Source organism: Antarctobacter sediminis (genome assembly GCF_019218285.1).
Lineage (GTDB): Bacteria > Pseudomonadota > Alphaproteobacteria > Rhodobacterales > Rhodobacteraceae > Antarctobacter > Antarctobacter sediminis.
The window spans coordinates 538,628-555,984 of record NZ_JAHUZG010000003.1 but is presented as its reverse complement, the minus strand read 5'-3'; the positions used below and the strand labels follow the sequence as shown (position 1 = coordinate 555,984).

Genomic DNA, 17,357 nt, shown 5'->3' with positions numbered 1-17,357 from the left:
TTTCTTAACAACAGCAAATTATTGGCAAGGATCCTTACATGCATCGTCTTCTCATGCTGGCGCTCTGCCTTATGACGGCGTTTTCCGCCGGTGAAACACGCGCCCAGGCAGACACCCAATACGCCCAGAACAACCAGTTCACGATTATCTACCTCAACGCCTGCAACCGCCGCATTCAGACGGCTATCCATTACCGGGACCTCTCGGGCAACTGGATCACACGCGGCTGGTGGAACCTGGCTCCCGGTGAAACCGCCACGGTGGGCTTCACCACCAACCGGATCTTCTACACCTATGCGGAAAGCATCGCCCCGGTGAACAGCCGCATCTTTTGGCGCGGGTCTGCGCGGCATTTCCGCATTCGCGGTTCGTCGAACACCTACGGTTTTCGCCAGCGCAACATGGACATGAACAACTGGGGTACGTGGACAGAGCGGTTCACCTGCAACTGATCCCGCCGCGTCCGCGCGGTTTCATGTTATCCTCCTGAACGCGCCCCGGGCCCAACCGGGGCCGTTTCCGGAGGAGAAAATCATGTATTCGACCCGTTTCAGCGCCCTAGCGGCCGTCTTTGTTGTTTTTTCCACCCCTGTTCTTTCCGAAACCATCGACGCCACCGGCATTGGACACGGCACATCGACGGCCACGCCGATGCCGGTGAGCGAGGGGCTGGTCGTTGTCCATGCCACCTCGATGTACGATCGGTTCGAAACGGAAAGCCCGGACAACCCCTTTGCCAGCGCATCCGGCCCCTGCTTTGGCGCCATTCTGATCGACAAGGGCGCGGTGTCTGGCGATGGCCTGTGCCGCTACACCGACGGCGACGGAGACGTGGCCGTGATCAAATGGATCGCCACGGGCCTCAGCGCCGAGGGTCGCACACAGGGCGACTGGATGGTGATGGGCGGCACCGGGAAATGGGCCTCGATCACCGGCGGTGGCACATTCGACGCGGGCGGCGAAAGCTATACCAACAAGGTGAGCGGGGAATTGACCCGAAACTGAACAACGGGACGGAACCGGGGCTTGCCTGACTGCCCCGGTTCAGGCAAAAGCCTGCCGACATGGATGAGCGACAGCTTCACGCGCCGGGACCGGCGCGTCAATCCATCTTGCCTCGACTCACCAAAGCTGCCATATCCAGAAGCGCTACGTTACCACTATCGCCTACCTGTCTCCGGTATCCGGCGTCAGCGCAACCGATACTGCTCTGACATTGCCGAGCCGCAGCACTTCCGCGTGCGGCAAAATTCTTGGAGACTCTCACATGCCCACCGGCACCGTGAAATGGTTCAACACCACCAAAGGCTACGGCTTCATCGCGCCCGAAGGCGGCGGCAAGGACATCTTCGTCCACATCTCTGCAGTCGAGCGTTCGGGCCTGACCGGCCTGCAGGACAACCAGAAAGTCAGCTTCGAACTGCGCACCGGCCGTGACGGCCGCGAAAGCGCGTCGGATCTGGAACTGCTCTGATCCTGACCGCCCGGGGTCTGTTCAGGCCTCGGGCGGAACCTTGCGCTTGTTGCCCTCTTCGTCCAGGGCCACGTAGGTAAAGACCGCTTCGGTCACCTTCTCGCGCTTGCCGATCCGGTTGCGGATCACCCAGGCCTCCAGCCCGATCCCCATCGAGGTACGGCCAACCCGTTCAACCCAGCCATAGACCTCAAGCACATCACCGATGCTGACCGGGCGGATGAATTTCATCGCGTCGACGGCCACCGTCGCCACCCGCCCCTGCGCGCGTTGCCCGGCAATGATGCCGCTGGCCAGATCCATCTGGCTGAGGACCCAGCCGCCAAAGATGTCACCGCTGACATTGGCGTCGCCGGGCATTGCCAGTGTCCGCAATGTCGGCAGGCCCCTTGGTGTCTCGTTTTCCATGCCGCCTCTCATTTGTCCGCACCGTTTGGCCCACTCTAGACGGTTTTCCTGACGGCAAAAGGCCCGCATCAGCGCAGGCATTCCCCCTTGCACCGCCCAAGGGGCCGGGGTTTCATGGTCAGGTATTCCGGAGGACCCTTCATGCTGCGCAATATCCCGGCCATCCTGTCGCCCGACATCCTGCACGCGCTGCGCGCCATGGGGCACGGCGATGAGATCGTCATCGCCGATGCGAATTTCCCCGCCTATTCAATGGGCTGTCAGGTTCACCGGCTGGATGGTCTGCCCGCCACTCAGGTGCTGAAGGCCGTGCTGACCCTGATGCCGCTGGACAGTTTCGTCACCGATCCCGCCCATACCATGCAGGTCGTCGGAAACGCAGATGCCATGCCGGAAATTGTTACCGAGTTTCAGCGCATTATCGACCAAACCGCCGATACCCCAGCGCCAATTTCGACCTTGGAACGCTTTGCCTTCTACGACCGGGCAAAGACCGCGTTTGCCGTGATTCAAACCGGCGAAACAAGGCTTTATGGCAACATTATCCTGAAGAAAGGGGTCATTCCGCCCGACTGAACCGGGCGGTACGGTTTTCGTGACTGTCGGAACAATGCTCCTTCTCCCATGTTGGTATGCATAGAAGGAGACACAAGATGACCAAGCACAATCAACCCCGCCCCACCCAGCCGACGACCCCGGTTCCCGGCATGACCAAGCCCAAGACCTACAAGTTCACCGACTGGGCCGCGTTTTGATCGACCAGCCCCACAGCTTCAAAAACCGTGTTTTTCCCGGATACCCCGGGGCAGATACCAGACCAGCGGGACGGCTTTCCCCGCTTTGGGACCTCGGCGAGCGCGCCGCCTGAGCCCCGCCCCGGATCAGAGGCCTGCGATCTCGTGCAGTTGCGCAACGATCTGATCGACTCCTTCCCCGCCTTTGAGCGCCGAAAAGACAAAGGGCCGCCCGGCGCGGACCCGTGTTGCATCCCTGTCCATCACCTCCAGCGAGGCGCCGACATAGGGTGCAAGATCCGTCTTGTTGATGACCAACAGATCCGAGCGTGTGATCGCCGGTCCGCCTTTGCGCGGAATTTCCTCACCCGCGGCCACGTCGATCACATAGACGGTCAGATCCGCCAGTTCCGGGCTGAAAGTGGCCGAAAGGTTATCCCCCCCGGATTCGATCAGTACGATTTCCACCTCGGGATGCCTGTCGCGCATTTCCGCAACCGCTGCGAGGTTGATTGAGGCATCTTCGCGAATTGCCGTATGCGGGCAGCCGCCAGTTTCGACCCCAATCACCCGATCCGCCGGCAGAATCTGCATCCGCATCAGCGCCTCGGCGTCCTCTTGGGTGTAGATATCATTGGTGATCACACCGATCGAGAAATCGTCCTTCAACCGTTCCGCAAGCCGCGCGGTCAGGGTGGTTTTGCCCGCGCCGACGGGTCCGCCGATGCCGATGCGCAAAGGGCCGTTCATCCGTGTCATGACTGGAATAGCCTTGGTTCAAGCGTTTCATGTTTCATGGCCGCAACGTCAGACAAGAAGGCACAAGAGACCATGTCGTCCAAGGTCTGCGCCTCTGTGTCCGCGGCCACGCGGGCGCATACGGGTGCCAGTTCGGCCAGCACGGCCTGCGCCGCGGTCTGTCCCAGAGGCATCAACCGCTGCGCGGCCGATACAAGGTTGCCCGCGAAGGATTGCAGGTAAAGCGCGGCGACCTCTTCGACCGCCATGCCCATCTGGCGTGCCGCCGTGCCCAGCGCCACCGGCAAAAGCATCGGCGGCAAGTCCAGCCGCCAGACCTCTGCCGTGACCCGCGCAAAGGCCGCCCCCTGTCGGTCGGCCTCGCGCAGCCTTTCGCGTGCGGGCTGCCACGCGCGGGCAAGGGCGTCCAGTTCGGCAGCAGGCGTTTCGCCGTGCCACGCCAGCCTGATCCACAGCGCGTCCGCCTTGCCGGACCCTTCAGTCAGAATGTCCTCGAGCCAGTCGCGCAACGATCCTGCATCCGTCACCCACCCGGCCCGCACCGCGCTTTCCAGCCCATGGGAATAAGCAAAGCCCCCCACCGGATAGGCCGGAGACAGCCATTGCGTCAGGGTCAGAAGGCGCGGGTCAATGGGCATGGGCGGTGTGGCCGTGTTCGTGACTGTGCGTGCGGCCATGTCCATAGGCACCGCCTTCGGGGGTGAAGGGCTCGACCACTTCGTTGATCCCCGCGCCCAGATGCTCCAGCATGTGACGGATCACCGGATCACGCTGGATCAGCAACCGTCCTTCGCTAATCTGGCACGGCGTGTGCCGATTTCCGATGTGCCAAGCCAGCCGGGGCAGGTTGTCGCCGCGCACTTCCAGAACCTCTTCGGCGGCGGCCACAACCTCGACCCGCCGCCCGTCGCCAAGCACCAGTGTATCGCCCGCGTCCAATGAGGTGGTCTGCTCCAGATCGACGACAAATGGCCAGCCATCTTCCGTCGTCAGACGTTTGCGGCGCAAAAACCGCGCCTCGTAGTCCAGAACGACGCGCGCCTGCGCCCCGCCCTGCCTGTCTTCGGCGCGCTCCAGCTGCTGCGCCACGGGAAGTTCGCTCACTCGATCACCTCGATATTAGAGTAACGATAGCGGTCGGACCCGCCGTCATAGTCGCTGCCCGCGTAAAAGGAAAAACCGAACTCGGGCAGGTAGTACAGAATGTCCACGGTGTTCGCGTCGTCCGGGTCATAGCGGATCTCGATCGGGATCATGTCGTATTCACAGGAGCCAAAGTTGATCTTGGCCATCGGGCCGAAGTCATAGATCTGGCGTTCCTTGTCAAAGTCGCCAAAATTGTTGATCGCCACATCATAGGCGACCTCGCCATTCGGTTCTGGCAGTTTCAGGTCCTCGGCACGACCGGGAAAGGCATAGGTGATGCGGGTCGTCTGATCCGGCGTCCCGTCGATCAGATCGACCAGTTCCACAAGATAGACACCCTGCGCCAACAGGTTGCGCGTGGCAGCACCGTCCGCGGTGGAATAGATCGCCTCGATCATCGCGGGCCCGATGCGACGGTATTCCTCTTTGTCCGTTTCTTCGACGGTGAACCGAATGCCCTTTGCCACATCTGCCCCGGTGGGACAGGCAAAAACCGGCAGGGACAGGGGGATCAGGGCGGCAGCCAAGCCAATTGCGCGCATCTTCACTCTCCATTCGATGGGCAGGGGGGGGCAGTGTGGCCCATGTTGCGTGAGCCACTGGCCGAGTTCAAGCGACGGCCCCGCCCGGCCCTCTCAGAACAGGAAATACCGTTGAGCCATGGGCAGTTCGCTGGCCGGTTCACAGGTCAGCAACTCGCCATCAGCGCGCACTTCGTAGGTTTCCGGGTCCACCTCGACCGTGGGCGTGGCATCGTTCAGCACCAGATCCTTCTTGCCAATGCCACGGGTGTTCCTCACTGCCAGTGTCTGCTTGGCCAGCCCCAGTTCGGCACCGACCCCCTCGGCCTGCGCGGCCTCGGAGACAAAGACCACGGCCGAGTTTTCCACGCTGCGCCCGTAGGCGCCGAACATCGGCCGGGTATAGACCGGCTGTGGTGTCGGGATCGAAGCATTGGGATCACCCATCTGGGCGCAGGCAATCGTGCCGCCAATCAGCACCATTTCCGGTTTGACCCCAAAGAACGCGGGGTTCCACAACACAAGGTCGGCACGTTTGCCCGGTTCGATGCTGCCGATCTCATGCCCGATACCATGGGCGATGGCCGGGTTGATCGTGTATTTCGCGATATAACGGCGGACGCGAAAGTTGTCGTTGTCGCCGGTTTCCTCGGACAGGCGTCCGCGCTGCTTCTTCATCTTGTCGGCGGTTTGCCATGTGCGGATCAGCACCTCGCCCACGCGGCCCATGGCCTGGCTGTCGCTGGCGATGATGCTAAAGGCCCCCATGTCGTGCAGGATGTCCTCGGCGGCGATGGTCTCACGCCGGATGCGGCTTTCGGCAAAGGCCACGTCCTCGGGGATCGACTTGTCGAGGTGGTGGCACACCATGAGCATGTCGAGGTGTTCCTCAAGCGTGTTCACGGTAAAGGGCCGCGTCGGGTTGGTCGAAGAAGGCAAGACATGCTCTTCGCCGCAGATCTTGATGATGTCCGGGGCATGGCCGCCGCCCGCTCCCTCGGTGTGGAAGGCGTGGATCGTGCGGCCCTTCATGGCCTTGACGGTGTGCTCCACAAACCCGCTTTCGTTCAGCGTATCGGTATGGATCATCACCTGCACGTCCATCGCATCGGCGACGCTCAGGCAACAGTCGATGGCGCCGGGCGTCGTGCCCCAATCCTCGTGCAGTTTCAGCGCGCATGCCCCGGCGCGGATCTGTTCCTCCAGCGCGGCGGGCAGCGAGGCATTGCCCTTGCCCGCAAAGGCGAGGTTCATCGGAAAAGCATCCGCCGCCTGCAACATCCGTCCGATGTGCCACGGACCGGGGGTGCAGGTGGTGGCCAGCGTCCCGTGCGCAGGCCCGGTGCCGCCGCCCAGCATGGTGGTCAGGCCGGAATGCAGCGCATCCTCGATCTGTTGCGGGCAGATAAAGTGGATGTGGCTGTCGAACCCGCCCGCCGTCAGGATCTTGCCCTCACCGGCGATGGCCTCTGTCCCCGGCCCGACGATGATATCCACGCCCGGCTGGGTATCGGGGTTGCCCGCCTTGCCGATTTTGTGGATGCGACCATCGCGCAGGCCCACATCCGCCTTGTAGATCCCCGAATGGTCCACGATCAGCGCATTGGTGATGACCGTGTCCACCGCACCTTCGGCCCGCGTGGTCTGGGCCTGCCCCATGCCGTCACGGATCACCTTGCCGCCACCGAACTTGACCTCTTCCCCATAGGTGGTCAGATCCTTTTCCACCTCGATGATCAGGTCGGTATCAGCCAGCCGCAGCCGGTCGCCGGTGGTGGGGCCGAACATGGCGGCATAGTCAGAGCGTTTGATCTTGGCGGGCATCCTGTCGTCCTAGTCGATCCAGAGGTTTCGGGTCTTGTGCCAGTCTTCGATGGACTGGTCGGGGTAACCGTCAAATGTCAGATCCCCCTCGCGAATGTCGGGCTGCACCCACGGAGCCTTGTCCGCCAGCATCATGTGAACACGTGTTGGCGGCACCGGCAGATCCGTGTCGATGGCCGAGGCAAACGGGTGCAACAGGTCCGGCCACTCAGGGTGCCAGCCCCACAGGGCCGTGCCGCAACGCGTGCAAAAGCTGCGGGACATGGGGCTGATGGCACCGTCTTTCTCAACTCTGATCTTGCCGATGACCTCCGCCCCGGTAATGGTCAGCGTCTGGGCCACGCCCATGATGTTGATCGCATAGCCCCCGCCGCCAGCCAGTTTGCGGCAGATCGAGCAATAGCATCGCATGTAGGGATATGGCGTGTGGCTATCGACCTCGAACGCGCAGGCACCACAGCGGCAGGATCCTTTCAGACGAACCGGCATCGCGTCATTCCTTGAACAGGTCGTCCACCGGCACCTGCATCGCATTGGCCAGCGCGTTGGTCTGGTTGGCCATGCCGATCACGGCCAGCAGTTCACCGTACATCTCTGGCGTCATCCCCTTGGCCCGCGCACTGGCGGTATGGGAATGCGCGCAATACGCACAGCCATTCGTGGCCGAAACGGCGACGTAGAGCATTTCCTTGACCAGCGGATCCAACGCGCCCGGCCCCATGACCGCCTTCAGCCGATCCCACGTCGCCTTCAACAGCGCCGGGTCATGCGCCAGTGCCCGCCAGAAGTTGTTGATGAAATCCGTGCCGCGCACCGCGCGAATGTCGTCGAAAACCGCTTTTGCATCGGCGCTCAACTCATCGTCGGACAAGAGTTTCACCGTCGCCATCACAGTCTCCATTTCGGTCCGCGCCGCGCCAGCCGCAGGGCATTGGCCCGGGTCTGGCGATGCAGCGGCCCAAGGGCCGCGCCAAACGGGTCGTCCCCCCGCAAGGCGGCGCGGGTCGCTTCCTGCATCGCCAGTGGGAACTTCTCGGTCTTTTCGCGCATCATGCGCGTCGTCTCTTGCGGAGTGACGGACCACAGCCCGGCCATCCCCAACAGACGCATGGAAACAACCGCCTGCGCTTCGGCCGCCATACAGGCAAAGCGCGAAGCGTTTATCCAGATTTCATAAGGGGATGACCGGAACATGGGCGTTACACCATCGCCAGGATGCGGGCCGGGCCACCGCTGCCGCGCGCATGCTTGGGCGCGCCAACGATCAGCGTTGCCCCGGCGGCAGGTACATTGCCCAGATTGGCAAGGTTCTCGATCCCGTAGCGGTTGGTCGGCAACCATGCGTAATGCGTGTCAAAGGTGGCCGAATTGCCCGGGTCCAGCGACAGCGTGTCCGAAGCAATCGCCACAGCGCCCGTTTCCTCCATCAGCATCTTGGCCGCTTCGACATGAAAGCCCGGAAAATGCATCACGCCATCGCCGTCGGCGTTGCGGAACCCATCACCGGCCACTTTTGGACCCCAGCCGGAATCCATCGCCACGCAGGCACCATCGGGAATGTCGCCATGGGCGGCGATCCAGGCTTTCAGATCGTCCGGTGTCAGCATGGTGTCCGGGTCTTCGGCGGCGCGGGCGGCAATGTCGACCTTGACCAGCGGGCAGACGAGGTTGCCCACCGGGATCTCATCCACCGATTGCCCGTCAGCCGAAAAATGCAGCGGCGCATCCACATGTGTGCCGGTGTGTTCGTTCATCGTCAGGCTGAACAGGTTGAACCCGTCCTTGGCAAAGTCAGCCCCCTTTTCGTAGGAAATTCCGGGCACACCGAAATAGGTCGGAAAGCTCTCGTCGAAGGTATGCGTCATGTCCACGACACCACCATGTGCTGCGGCCATGGCGGGCGCAGCGGCACTGGCGCCGATAACCGCCCCCGCCCCTGCGGCGGCGCTGGCTTTGAAGAACGAACGCCGCGACAGCATCCTTTCCTTGACCGTCTCCATTACACAAAGATCGCACATGGTCTTTCCTTCCCTGGTTGGTCCTTCAAACCCCCAGTCTGTGCCGACTCACCCTTTTTCGTCCAGCGCGCCCATCACCTGCTGGTTGAAACCAAAGATACGGCGCGCGCCTGAAATCGGGATCAACTGCACCTCACGTGCCTGCCCCGGTTCGAACCGGACAGCCGTCCCCGCCGCAATGTCCAGCCGCAGCCCACGCGCTGCGGCGCGGTCGAAATCCAGCGCCGGGTTGGCCTCGGCAAAGTGATAGTGCGAACCGACCTGCACCGGGCGATCCCCGGTATTGGCCACCCGCAGCGTCACCGCCTCGCGGCCCGCATTCAGCACAAGATCCCCGTCAGCGGGGAAAAGCTCTCCCGGGATCATTTGCGGTTCCAGGCGATCAGGGCCGCCACGCCAATCAGCGCCGCCATCGGCAAGAGCGACAGGCCGCTTTCCATCCCGTGCGGGTGCAGGTGCCCGCCCTCATGCGCCCAGACCGGACCCGCCGCCAGAAGGGCCGCGCCGAATGTCACCAGTGTCTTCATCTTCATGTCCCCTGTTTTGTTCAGATTGCGACCGCCCTCAGCGGATCGGATCGTGCACCGTCACCAGCTTGGTGCCATCGGGAAAGGTTGCCTCGACCTGAACCTCATGGATCATCTCGGGCACGCCCTCCATGCATTGCTCGCGGGTGATGACCTCGGCCCCTGCCTGCATCAGGTCCGCGACCGAACGGCCGTCGCGTGCGCCTTCGACCACGGCATCGGTGATCAGGGCAATCGCCTCTGGGTAGTTCAGTTTTACGCCACGGCTCAGGCGTTTGCGCGCCACCTCGGCGGCCATCGCGACCAGCAGCTTGTCTTTTTCGCGCGGGGTCAGTTGCATGTCGTCAGAGTCTCCACGAAGTCGGCAGTGTGTCCCGGCTGAGCCGGTCCAGAATGGGCAAGAGGCTGCGGCGCAAGTACAGGCTGTCCGGTGCCAGCAGGCGCAACACCAGCATATCGTCCCGCATCAAGGACACGCCTCCGGTATCGGGCAGCATCGCGCGCACCGCGCCCAGATGCGCCTCGGCGTCGGGGGCGACATAGACAAGGCTGACCATGGCCCCCGCGCCACCGCCCAGCGCGCGCCGGGCCATCTGCGCTTGCAAGTCCCCGGTCAGGCGCAGCGCATCAAGATAGAGCGGCGCATTCTCGCGCCAGACCTCGATCCGGTCATCGAACCCAATGTCCGTCAGGTGTTCACCCATGGCGCTGCGGCCAAAGATCACCGGCTCGACCAACAACAAACGGGCATCACCTGCCAGATCGACGCGCAGCCGCCGCCGCAGGCGGGCCCCTTCGAACAGGATCAATTCCTGTGGCACCCATTGCAGATGCGCCCCGGGGGCCGCGTTCAGCCGGGTTTCAACCCGCGCCACATCTGCACTGGCGCGATAGACCCGCTCTGCCGCCTGTGTCGTCAGCGTCAGATGCGATCCGGCCCCTGCGCTGGCGCCAAGGTCCAGCCGGTCGCCGCCGGTCAGACCGCCCGAGGTGTTGATGACAATTGCCTCGACCCCGGCGGACCGCCGGGGGAACAGCGCCCGCAGGCACCCCGAAGTCCGCAACCGGTCGATGCCCGACACAGGACCGCGCGTTTTGGTCGCCAGATCAAGCGTGCCACGCGCCCGGGGCAGAGCCGCCCCGGCCGCGGCCTCGGCCGGGCGTTCCTTGCGCAGTTGTAGTGCCATTGCCCCCCCGGCGACGTGTTCTGCCTCATTACCGCCAGCCCCTGCCCAATATTGCAACAGACAGGTCCGCGCCGACCGCCCTTTGATCGACCTGCACGATTAATAATTCACCAATCACACTCGCAAGAGGTGAATTTTTGGGCATTCCCCGCCGGGTCGCAGTCCAATCCCGACGCAAGATTGACCGCAAGCGACCTGCGCCAGATGACTCGGGGCGCCTGAACCGCGCTGCTTGACGATGAACGGAAGAGGGCGTGTGGCGACCAAGAAAGTTTGCAGCTCATCAGGCCGCCACACTGGATGCAACAAACAGTTGCGGGAAAGGACCTATGTCCTTGGCCATGCCGGGACAAGGGGCGCCTGCCCGCGGGGAGACAGGAATGAACCGTTTCACGAAACTGCTGTCCGGTGCCGCCGCACTGGCCATCATCGCCAGCGGCGCCAGCGCCCAGGACTGCCCGATCAAGGTGGGCGTGCTCCACTCGCTGTCCGGCACCATGGCGATCTCGGAAACCACCCTGAAAGACACCATGCTGATGCTGGTCGACGAGCAGAATGAAAAAGGCGGCCTGCTGGGCTGTCAGCTTGAGGCGGTCGTGGTCGACCCGGCCTCGGACTGGCCGCTCTTTGCCGAAAAGGCGCGCGAACTGCTGACCGTGCATGAGGTTGACGTGATCTTTGGCAACTGGACGTCGGTGTCGCGAAAATCCGTGCTGCCGGTGATCGAGGAACTGAACGGCCTGCTCTTTTACCCCGTGCAATACGAAGGCGAGGAATCGTCGAAAAACGTCTTCTACACCGGCGCGGCTCCGAACCAGCAGGCGATCCCGGCGGTGGATTACTTCCTCGAGGAACTGGGCGTCGAGAAATTCGCCCTGCTCGGCACTGACTACGTTTATCCGCGCACGACCAACAACATCCTCGCCTCGTACCTGAAATCCAAGGGCATCGCCGAAGAAGACATCTTCGTGAACTACACGCCTTTCGGTCACTCTGACTGGGCAACCATCGTCGGCGACGTGGTCAAGCTGGGCGAAGACGGCAAGCAGGTCGGCGTCATCAGCACAATCAACGGCGACGCCAACATCGGATTCTACAAGGAACTGGCGGCTGCGGGCATCTCGGCGGATGATATCCCCGTCGTGGCCTTCTCGGTCGGCGAAGAGGAACTCTCGGGGCTCGACACGGTCAACCTCGTCGGCCACCTCGCAGCCTGGAACTACTTCCAGTCCGCCGAAACCGACGCCAACGCCGCATGGGTCGAAGCGTGGAAGGCCCGCATGGGCGAGGATCGCGTGACCAACGACCCGATGGAGGCCCATTACATCGGCTTCAACATGTGGGTGAACGCGGTCTCGCAGGCTGGCACCACCGATGTCGACGCGGTGCGCACCGCCATGTACGGACAGGAATTTCCGAACCTGACCGGCGGCACCGCGGTCATGCTGCCGAACCACCACCTGACCAAGCCGGTCCTGATCGGCGAAATCACCGCCGAAGGCCAGTTCGACATCATCAGCCAGACCGATCCGGTTCCGGGCGACGCCTGGACCGATTTCCTGCCGGAATCGGCCGTGCTCAAGTCGGATTGGAAAGACCTCGGCTGCGGCATGTACAACACCGAGACCTCGACCTGCGTTCAGCTCAAGTCGAACTACTGACCCGGCAGCGCGCGGGGCGGTCCCACCGCCCTGCCCCTGCATGACACAAGGCGGGGCGGCACGCTGCCCCGCCGCTTGGTCCCCTTTCCAATGACAGGCTGACACATGCTTCGTGCCCTTCTTGCGGTTCTCCTGATCGCATGGCTTCCCGCGCCCGGGTTTTCGCAGGACCTGCAATCCATCCTGCAAGCGCATCAGGCCGAGGTCGCCAAACCCTCGCGCAAGACCGTCGGCCCCGTGCTGGAGGCACTGACAGCCTCGGGCCTGCCCGAAGTTCCGCGCTTCCTCGAACGCTGGCAGGACAAAGAGGTCCATGTCCGCACCGAGGACGGGCTGTTCTTCTACATCGAGGACAGCGGCGACAGCCTGACCCTGCTTGACCTCGCCAGCGGCGAACCGGTCGAAACCGGCGTCGATTCAGGCGCGGTGAAGCAGATCAAACCCAACGGCGGCGTGCGCAAGGCCATCGCCGAGGCGCTGGTGCAATTCCAGCTGTCCGATCCCGATATTGCCCGCCGCACCGAAGCGGTCGAGGCCATCGCCCGCGGGCTGGATCCCGGCCAGATCGCGCCGCTCTCTGCGTCGATCAACGGAGAGCCCGATCCCGCGCTGAAGGCCCGCAAAGAGAAACTGCTGACCTATCTTGTCGCCCGCTACGGCGAGACACCGCAGGCCCGCATCGACGCCATCGCCTCCCTGTCCGGCGACCTCAGCGTCGATGGCCGCGCCGTCCTGTCGCAGATCCTGACCACAAGGACGCAGATCGCCGAAACCCTCCCCCAAGACGCCAATGTCGCCCGCATCCTGAAGCCCGGCACCGACCTGACACCGGCCGAGGCCTACGCGATGATTGCCGAACCCGCCGGCGCACCGGCCTTGCTGAACCCCTCCGCGATCCGCCAGCTGCTGGAAAGCCATGTGCAAGGCGGCAAGGTCGGCGGCATCCCGGTCAGCCAACTGGGCGCGCCCGACATGCGCCTGCGCGCCTATGACGCGCTGGCCGCGGCAGGCACCGTCCCGCCCCGCGCCACGCCCGAGATCGTCACCGAAACCCTCGCCGGATGGACCATCTACGAGGCCTATGACGAACCCGACAGGACCATCACGGACATCGCCGAACAGACATGGATCGATGTGCAAGGCCGCGTCGGCATCAGCCGGGCTGCCGACCTCGGGCTGGATGCGATCTCGCTGGCTTCGATCTATTTCCTCGCCGCCATCGGCCTTGCCATCACCTTCGGCGTCATGGGCGTCATCAACATGGCGCATGGCGAATTCATCATGATGGGCGCCTATACCGGCTACGTGGTGCAACTGTTCATCCCCGATTACACGCTGTCGCTGATCATCGCCCTGCCGCTGGCCTTTGCCGTGACCTTCGCCGCCGGGGTGGCAATGGAACGGCTGGTGATCCGCTGGCTCTACAACCGGCCACTGGAAACGCTGCTGGCCACCTTCGGCGTGTCGATTGCCCTGCAACAGCTGGCCAAGAACATCTTTGGCACGCAGGCGCGCCCCCTCACCTCGCCCGGCTGGCTCGACGGCGCATGGCAGATCAACGAGGTCATCGCCATCAGCTACATCCGCATCGCGATCTTCGTTCTGGCGCTGCTCTTCCTTGCCCTGCTGCTCTTCATTCTGAAGAAAACCCGCCTCGGGCTGGAGGTCCGCGCCGTGACGCAAAACCCGCGCATGGCCGCCTCGATGGGCATCAACCCCGACCGCATCAAGATGATGACCTTCGGCCTCGGCTCCGGTATCGCCGGCATCGCGGGCGTCGCCATCGGGCTCTACGCCAAGGTCACCTCGGAAATGGGGGCCGACTACATCGTGCAAAGCTTCATGACCGTGGTCGTGGGCGGCGTCGGCAATGTCTGGGGCACGCTCGCGGGCGCCTTCATGATCGGCACCCTGCAAAAGGGCATCGAATGGTTCAATCCGTCCAACACTCTGGCGGCGCAGACCTACATGATCCTCTTCATCATCCTCTTCATCCAGTTCCGCCCCAAGGGCATCGTCGCCCTCAAGGGCCGCGCGGCAGGAGACTGAGACCATGCGCACCCTGTATTGCAGCCACCTGAACGGCGTTCTCGTAACGCCCCTCCCCCCCACCCCCTCCGGTGGAAGAAAGGCGAAACACCCATCTTCTTCTGTCCGGAAATATCCCGGGGGTGAATTGCCCAGCGGGCAAGAGGGGGCAGCGCCCCCACCCCGACCGGCCCCCGGACCCACAGGCCATCCGCTTCAGGGAGCGATCGCATGACCCGCAGCTTCTTCGCCAAGAACCCCTCAGTCCTCTGGTTCCTCGCCTGCCTCGGTTTGTTCACCTGCGTCGTGACCCTCATGGCCGAGGCAACCGGCACCGGGTTGATCTCGACCAGCTTCGTCAAGACCCTCGGCAAAACCCTCTGCCTCTGCCTCATCGCCATCGCGATGGACGTTGTCTGGGGCTATTGCGGCATCCTCAGCCTCGGCCATTTCGCCTTTTTCGGCATCGGCGGCTACGCGGTGGGCATGTGGCTCATGTATGCCCGGACCGAGGTCATCGTCACCGAAAGCATGGCGGCACAGGTCGTCCCCCCCTCCCCGCAAGAACTCTCCGATGCCATCGCCACCCAGATCTTCGGCGTGGTCGGCGCGTCCGAGTTCCCGCCGATCTGGGCCTTCGCCCATTCCCTGCCAATGCAACTGCTGATGGTCGTTCTGGTGCCCGGCCTGCTGGCGCTGGTCTTCGGCTGGCTGGCCTTCCGCAGCCGCGTCACCGGGGTCTATCTTTCGATCCTGACCCAGGCCATGACCCTCGCGCTCTCGCTCTACCTGTTCCAGAATGACAGCGGGCTGCGCGGCAACAATGGCCTCTCGGGCCTCCAGAACATCCCCGGTTTCGAATCCACCCCGCAAAGCGTGGTCAGCATGGCTTTCTTCTGGGCCTCCGCCGTGGCGCTGGCGCTGGGCTATGTCCTGTTTGCCTTCGTCACCTCGGGCAAGATGGGCAGCGTGATCCGCGCCATCCGCGACGATGAAACCCGCGTGCGTTTCCTCGGCTATCACGTGGAAAGCTACAAGCTCTTCGTCTTCACCCTCACCGCCGTGGTTGCCGGCATCGCGGGCGCGCTCTACTACCCGCAGGCGGGCATCATCAACCCGGCCGAAATCGCCCCCATCGCTTCGATCTACCTCGCCGTCTGGGTGGCCATCGGCGGGCGTGGCCGGCTCTACGGCGCCGTCCTCGGCACGGTCTTCGTCACGCTGGCCTCCAGTTGGTTCACCGGCGGTGGCGCCCCCGACATTGACCTCGGCGTCTACACGATCCAGTGGACCGATTGGTGGCTGGTGCTGCTGGGCCTCTCCTTCGTCGCCGTCACGCTGTTCGCCCCGCAAGGTCTTGGCGGTCTGGTCGACAAGTTCGCGAGGAAATCATGAGCAAGACCCTGCTTGAAATGTCCGGCGTCTCCGTGTCCTTCGACGGGTTCAAGGCGATCAACAACCTCAGCTTCCAGATCGGAGAACCGGAACTGCGCGCGATCATCGGTCCCAACGGCGCGGGCAAGACCACCTTCATGGACATCATCACCGGCAAGACCAAACCGGACCAAGGCCATGTGCTCTGGGGCGACAAGGGGATTTCCCTCCTCGGCCTGTCGGAATCCGCCATCGCCCGCGAAGGCATCGGCCGCAAATTCCAGAAGCCAACCGTCTTCGAGGCCCAGACCGTGCGCGAAAACCTCGCCATGGCGCTCAGAAACCCGCGCGGCCCCTTCGACGTGCTCTTCTACAAAAAGACCCGACAGGGCGCGGATCGGATCGAAACTATCGCCGAACAGATCGGCCTGACCGATGAACTGCCCCGCCCCGCGGGCGAGCTCAGCCACGGCCAGAAACAATGGCTGGAAATCGGCATGCTGCTGGCACAGGAACCGCGCCTGCTGCTGGTCGACGAACCCGCCGCCGGCATGACCCCGGCCGAGCGCGAAAAAACCACCGAAATGCTGGTCGAGGCGGCAAAGACCCGCGCCGTCGTCGTGGTGGAACACGACATGGAATTTGTTCGCCGCCTTGGCTGCAAGGTCACCGTCCTGAACGAAGGCTCGGTCCTCGCCGAAGGCTCCATCGACCATGTCACCAGCGACCCGCAGGTGATCGAAGTCTACCTTGGCCGGTAAAAGTGACCCGCCGCTTCTTCTTGGGACAAATACTCACTTCCGTCCGCGCAAACCCGCGCAGGGCCCGGATGACAGGAACACCAACGCCATGCTGAGCCTTTCCGACCTGACCCTCCACTACGGCCACAGCCAGATCCTGCATGACATCTCGATGACGGCCAAACCCGGCGCGGTCACCTGCCTGATGGGCACCAACGGGGTCGGCAAGACCTCGTTGCTCAAGGCGATCTCGGGCACGCACCCGCGCTCGGGCGGCGAGATGGCGCTGGACGGCAAACCTGTCGCCAAGGGCACCTCGGCCCATACGCTGGCCCGCGCGGGGGTCGGATACGTGCCGCAGGGCCGCGACATCTTCCCCCTGATGACCGTGCGCGAAAACCTCGAAACCGGCTATGCCTGCCTGCCCAGATCCGACTGGGGCATCCCCGAGGAAACCTTTGAACTGTTCCCGATCCTCAAGCAGTTCCTTGCCCGGCGCGGCGGCGATCTTTCTGGCGGACAGCAACAGCAGCTGGCCATTGCACGCGCGCTCATTGCCCAGCCGAAGCTCTTGCTGCTGGACGAACCGACCGAGGGGATTCAGCCCAACATCATCAAACAGATCGGTGAGGTGATCCGCTATCTCCGGGAAAAGGGCGACATGGCGATCATCCTCGTCGAGCAATTCTTCGACTTCGCCTATGATCTTGGCGACCATTTCGTGGCGCTGGAACGGGGCCGCGTGATCCATGACGCGCCCAAGGCGGACACCCCGCGCGAGGTGCTGCTGAAAAAGGTATCAGTCTGACCAGAAAATCGGCAAACCGTTGACCTATCAACACAATCTCGAACCTTACGCAGGGACAACTTTAAGCAAACGCCAGACAAGAAATGCCGCCTGTCCGGCCTGACGCGACGGGCTTGTTAACCTCTCTGCCCTTATATGGCTGCCACGC

At 63.2% G+C, this 17,357-nt stretch carries 23 protein-coding genes; 9 read left to right on the top strand and 14 right to left on the bottom strand.

Annotation, left to right across the window (positions count from 1 at the left end; all coding sequences use genetic code 11):
• The first annotated feature begins 38 nt into the window (after window positions 1-38).
• The 3 genes from KJP30_RS17680 to KJP30_RS17670 all read left to right on the top strand — a co-directional run bounded on the left by KJP30_RS17680 (window position 39) and on the right by KJP30_RS17670 (window position 1,474).
• Window positions 39-452, top strand: a complete 414-nt coding sequence (locus tag KJP30_RS17680) for a DUF1036 domain-containing protein (RefSeq protein ID WP_218450654.1) — start codon at window positions 39-41, stop codon at window positions 450-452.
• Between the two features lie 82 nt (window positions 453-534).
• Window positions 535-1,005, top strand: coding sequence for a hypothetical protein (locus KJP30_RS17675; RefSeq protein WP_218450653.1), 471 nt, complete (start codon window positions 535-537; stop codon window positions 1,003-1,005).
• A gap of 262 nt (window positions 1,006-1,267) precedes the next feature.
• Entirely contained in the window at window positions 1,268-1,474 is a 207-nt protein-coding gene (locus tag KJP30_RS17670; protein WP_218450652.1) for a cold-shock protein, read from the top strand.
• Between the two features lie 21 nt (window positions 1,475-1,495).
• Here the strand turns inward: KJP30_RS17670 and KJP30_RS17665 are convergent, their stop codons facing one another.
• Window positions 1,496-1,882 (bottom strand): acyl-CoA thioesterase, encoded by a 387-nt coding sequence (locus tag KJP30_RS17665; RefSeq protein WP_224874568.1) that lies wholly within the window; start codon window positions 1,880-1,882, stop codon window positions 1,496-1,498.
• A gap of 141 nt (window positions 1,883-2,023) precedes the next feature.
• Here KJP30_RS17665 and KJP30_RS17660 point away from each other — a divergent pair, with 141 nt between their 5' ends.
• On the top strand, window positions 2,024-2,458 hold the full coding sequence (locus KJP30_RS17660; protein WP_218450651.1) for an RbsD/FucU family protein: 435 nt from the start codon (window positions 2,024-2,026) through the stop codon (window positions 2,456-2,458).
• 305 nt (window positions 2,459-2,763) lie between these two features.
• Here KJP30_RS17660 and ureG read toward each other — a convergent pair whose 3' ends face one another.
• From ureG to KJP30_RS17595, 13 genes are all read right to left on the bottom strand, one after another.
• Window positions 2,764-3,375, bottom strand: coding sequence for an urease accessory protein UreG (ureG, locus tag KJP30_RS17655; RefSeq protein WP_218450650.1), 612 nt, complete (start codon window positions 3,373-3,375; stop codon window positions 2,764-2,766).
• Window positions 3,372-4,013 (bottom strand): urease accessory protein UreF, encoded by a 642-nt coding sequence (locus KJP30_RS17650; RefSeq protein WP_246594596.1) that lies wholly within the window; start codon window positions 4,011-4,013, stop codon window positions 3,372-3,374. The genes ureG and KJP30_RS17650 overlap by 4 nt, the downstream gene beginning before the upstream one ends.
• Window positions 4,003-4,479, bottom strand: a complete 477-nt coding sequence (locus tag KJP30_RS17645) for an urease accessory protein UreE (RefSeq protein WP_218450649.1) — start codon at window positions 4,477-4,479, stop codon at window positions 4,003-4,005. Before KJP30_RS17645 ends, KJP30_RS17650 begins: the two co-directional genes overlap by 11 nt.
• Window positions 4,476-5,063, bottom strand: a complete 588-nt coding sequence (locus tag KJP30_RS17640) for a hypothetical protein (RefSeq protein WP_218450648.1) — start codon at window positions 5,061-5,063, stop codon at window positions 4,476-4,478. Before KJP30_RS17640 ends, KJP30_RS17645 begins: the two co-directional genes overlap by 4 nt.
• Before the next feature lie 93 nt (window positions 5,064-5,156).
• A complete protein-coding gene (gene ureC / locus KJP30_RS17635) occupies window positions 5,157-6,866 on the bottom strand; it encodes an urease subunit alpha (protein WP_218450647.1) in 1,710 nt (569 codons plus the stop codon).
• Between the two features lie 9 nt (window positions 6,867-6,875).
• Window positions 6,876-7,355: a GFA family protein gene (locus tag KJP30_RS17630; protein WP_218450646.1), complete on the bottom strand. Its 480-nt coding sequence runs from the start codon at window positions 7,353-7,355 to the stop codon at window positions 6,876-6,878.
• A gap of 4 nt (window positions 7,356-7,359) precedes the next feature.
• A complete protein-coding gene (locus KJP30_RS17625; RefSeq protein WP_218450645.1) occupies window positions 7,360-7,755 on the bottom strand; it encodes a carboxymuconolactone decarboxylase family protein in 396 nt (131 codons plus the stop codon).
• A complete protein-coding gene (locus tag KJP30_RS17620) occupies window positions 7,755-8,006 on the bottom strand; it encodes an antifreeze protein (RefSeq protein ID WP_218450644.1) in 252 nt (83 codons plus the stop codon). The genes KJP30_RS17625 and KJP30_RS17620 overlap by 1 nt, the downstream gene beginning before the upstream one ends.
• 59 nt (window positions 8,007-8,065) lie before the next feature.
• The gene (locus KJP30_RS17615) at window positions 8,066-8,884 is read right to left on the bottom strand and encodes a cyclase family protein (RefSeq protein WP_218450643.1); all 819 of its coding nucleotides are present in this window, start codon (window positions 8,882-8,884) and stop codon (window positions 8,066-8,068) included.
• 48 nt (window positions 8,885-8,932) lie between these two features.
• Complete coding sequence (locus KJP30_RS17610) at window positions 8,933-9,250, bottom strand: urease subunit beta (protein WP_218450642.1); 318 nt, start codon at window positions 9,248-9,250, stop codon at window positions 8,933-8,935.
• On the bottom strand, window positions 9,247-9,417 hold the full coding sequence (locus tag KJP30_RS17605; protein ID WP_246594595.1) for a peptidase M23: 171 nt from the start codon (window positions 9,415-9,417) through the stop codon (window positions 9,247-9,249). The genes KJP30_RS17610 and KJP30_RS17605 overlap by 4 nt, the downstream gene beginning before the upstream one ends.
• A gap of 31 nt (window positions 9,418-9,448) precedes the next feature.
• Entirely contained in the window at window positions 9,449-9,751 is a 303-nt protein-coding gene (locus KJP30_RS17600) for an urease subunit gamma (protein WP_218450641.1), read from the bottom strand.
• A gap of 4 nt (window positions 9,752-9,755) precedes the next feature.
• On the bottom strand, window positions 9,756-10,598 hold the full coding sequence (locus tag KJP30_RS17595; RefSeq protein ID WP_218450640.1) for an urease accessory protein UreD: 843 nt from the start codon (window positions 10,596-10,598) through the stop codon (window positions 9,756-9,758).
• A 380-nt stretch (window positions 10,599-10,978) separates the two neighbouring features.
• Here KJP30_RS17595 and urtA point away from each other — a divergent pair, with 380 nt between their 5' ends.
• The 5 genes from urtA (at window position 10,979) to urtE (ending at window position 17,209) form a co-directional block, all read left to right on the top strand.
• Window positions 10,979-12,259: an urea ABC transporter substrate-binding protein gene (gene urtA / locus KJP30_RS17590; protein ID WP_218450639.1), complete on the top strand. Its 1,281-nt coding sequence runs from the start codon at window positions 10,979-10,981 to the stop codon at window positions 12,257-12,259.
• Window positions 12,260-12,364: 105 nt separating this feature from the next.
• On the top strand, window positions 12,365-14,308 hold the full coding sequence (gene urtB / locus KJP30_RS17585) for an urea ABC transporter permease subunit UrtB (protein ID WP_218450638.1): 1,944 nt from the start codon (window positions 12,365-12,367) through the stop codon (window positions 14,306-14,308).
• A 210-nt stretch (window positions 14,309-14,518) separates the two neighbouring features.
• A complete protein-coding gene (gene urtC / locus KJP30_RS17580; RefSeq protein WP_218450637.1) occupies window positions 14,519-15,682 on the top strand; it encodes an urea ABC transporter permease subunit UrtC in 1,164 nt (387 codons plus the stop codon).
• Window positions 15,679-16,422, top strand: coding sequence for an urea ABC transporter ATP-binding protein UrtD (gene urtD / locus KJP30_RS17575; protein WP_218450636.1), 744 nt, complete (start codon window positions 15,679-15,681; stop codon window positions 16,420-16,422). The genes urtC and urtD overlap by 4 nt, the downstream gene beginning before the upstream one ends.
• An 88-nt stretch (window positions 16,423-16,510) precedes the next feature.
• Entirely contained in the window at window positions 16,511-17,209 is a 699-nt protein-coding gene (gene urtE, locus KJP30_RS17570) for an urea ABC transporter ATP-binding subunit UrtE (RefSeq protein WP_218450635.1), read from the top strand.
• Window positions 17,210-17,357: the final 148 nt, after the last annotated feature.

Bases quoted from the DNA above. Each gene is read 5' to 3' on its own strand.
- KJP30_RS17680 (WP_218450654.1), top strand. From the start codon at position 39: ATGCATCGTCTTCTCATGCTGGCGCTCTGCCTTATGACGGCGTTTTCC.
- KJP30_RS17675 (WP_218450653.1), top strand. From the start codon at position 535: ATGTATTCGACCCGTTTCAGCGCCCTAGCGGCCGTCTTTGTTGTTTTT.
- KJP30_RS17670 (WP_218450652.1), top strand. From the start codon at position 1,268: ATGCCCACCGGCACCGTGAAATGGTTCAACACCACCAAAGGCTACGGC.
- KJP30_RS17665 (WP_224874568.1), bottom strand. From the start codon at position 1,882: ATGGAAAACGAGACACCAAGGGGCCTGCCGACATTGCGGACACTGGCA.
- KJP30_RS17660 (WP_218450651.1), top strand. From the start codon at position 2,024: ATGCTGCGCAATATCCCGGCCATCCTGTCGCCCGACATCCTGCACGCG.
- ureG (WP_218450650.1), bottom strand. From the start codon at position 3,375: ATGACACGGATGAACGGCCCTTTGCGCATCGGCATCGGCGGACCCGTC.
- KJP30_RS17650 (WP_246594596.1), bottom strand. From the start codon at position 4,013: ATGCCCATTGACCCGCGCCTTCTGACCCTGACGCAATGGCTGTCTCCG.
- KJP30_RS17640 (WP_218450648.1), bottom strand. From the start codon at position 5,063: ATGCGCGCAATTGGCTTGGCTGCCGCCCTGATCCCCCTGTCCCTGCCG.
- ureC (WP_218450647.1), bottom strand. From the start codon at position 6,866: ATGCCCGCCAAGATCAAACGCTCTGACTATGCCGCCATGTTCGGCCCC.
- KJP30_RS17630 (WP_218450646.1), bottom strand. From the start codon at position 7,355: ATGCCGGTTCGTCTGAAAGGATCCTGCCGCTGTGGTGCCTGCGCGTTC.
- KJP30_RS17625 (WP_218450645.1), bottom strand. From the start codon at position 7,755: ATGGCGACGGTGAAACTCTTGTCCGACGATGAGTTGAGCGCCGATGCA.
- KJP30_RS17620 (WP_218450644.1), bottom strand. From the start codon at position 8,006: ATGGCGGCCGAAGCGCAGGCGGTTGTTTCCATGCGTCTGTTGGGGATG.
- KJP30_RS17615 (WP_218450643.1), bottom strand. From the start codon at position 8,884: ATGTGCGATCTTTGTGTAATGGAGACGGTCAAGGAAAGGATGCTGTCG.
- KJP30_RS17610 (WP_218450642.1), bottom strand. From the start codon at position 9,250: ATGATCCCGGGAGAGCTTTTCCCCGCTGACGGGGATCTTGTGCTGAAT.
- KJP30_RS17605 (WP_246594595.1), bottom strand. From the start codon at position 9,417: ATGAAGATGAAGACACTGGTGACATTCGGCGCGGCCCTTCTGGCGGCG.
- KJP30_RS17600 (WP_218450641.1), bottom strand. From the start codon at position 9,751: ATGCAACTGACCCCGCGCGAAAAAGACAAGCTGCTGGTCGCGATGGCC.
- KJP30_RS17595 (WP_218450640.1), bottom strand. From the start codon at position 10,598: ATGGCACTACAACTGCGCAAGGAACGCCCGGCCGAGGCCGCGGCCGGG.
- urtA (WP_218450639.1), top strand. From the start codon at position 10,979: ATGAACCGTTTCACGAAACTGCTGTCCGGTGCCGCCGCACTGGCCATC.
- urtB (WP_218450638.1), top strand. From the start codon at position 12,365: ATGCTTCGTGCCCTTCTTGCGGTTCTCCTGATCGCATGGCTTCCCGCG.
- urtC (WP_218450637.1), top strand. From the start codon at position 14,519: ATGACCCGCAGCTTCTTCGCCAAGAACCCCTCAGTCCTCTGGTTCCTC.
- urtD (WP_218450636.1), top strand. From the start codon at position 15,679: ATGAGCAAGACCCTGCTTGAAATGTCCGGCGTCTCCGTGTCCTTCGAC.
- urtE (WP_218450635.1), top strand. From the start codon at position 16,511: ATGCTGAGCCTTTCCGACCTGACCCTCCACTACGGCCACAGCCAGATC.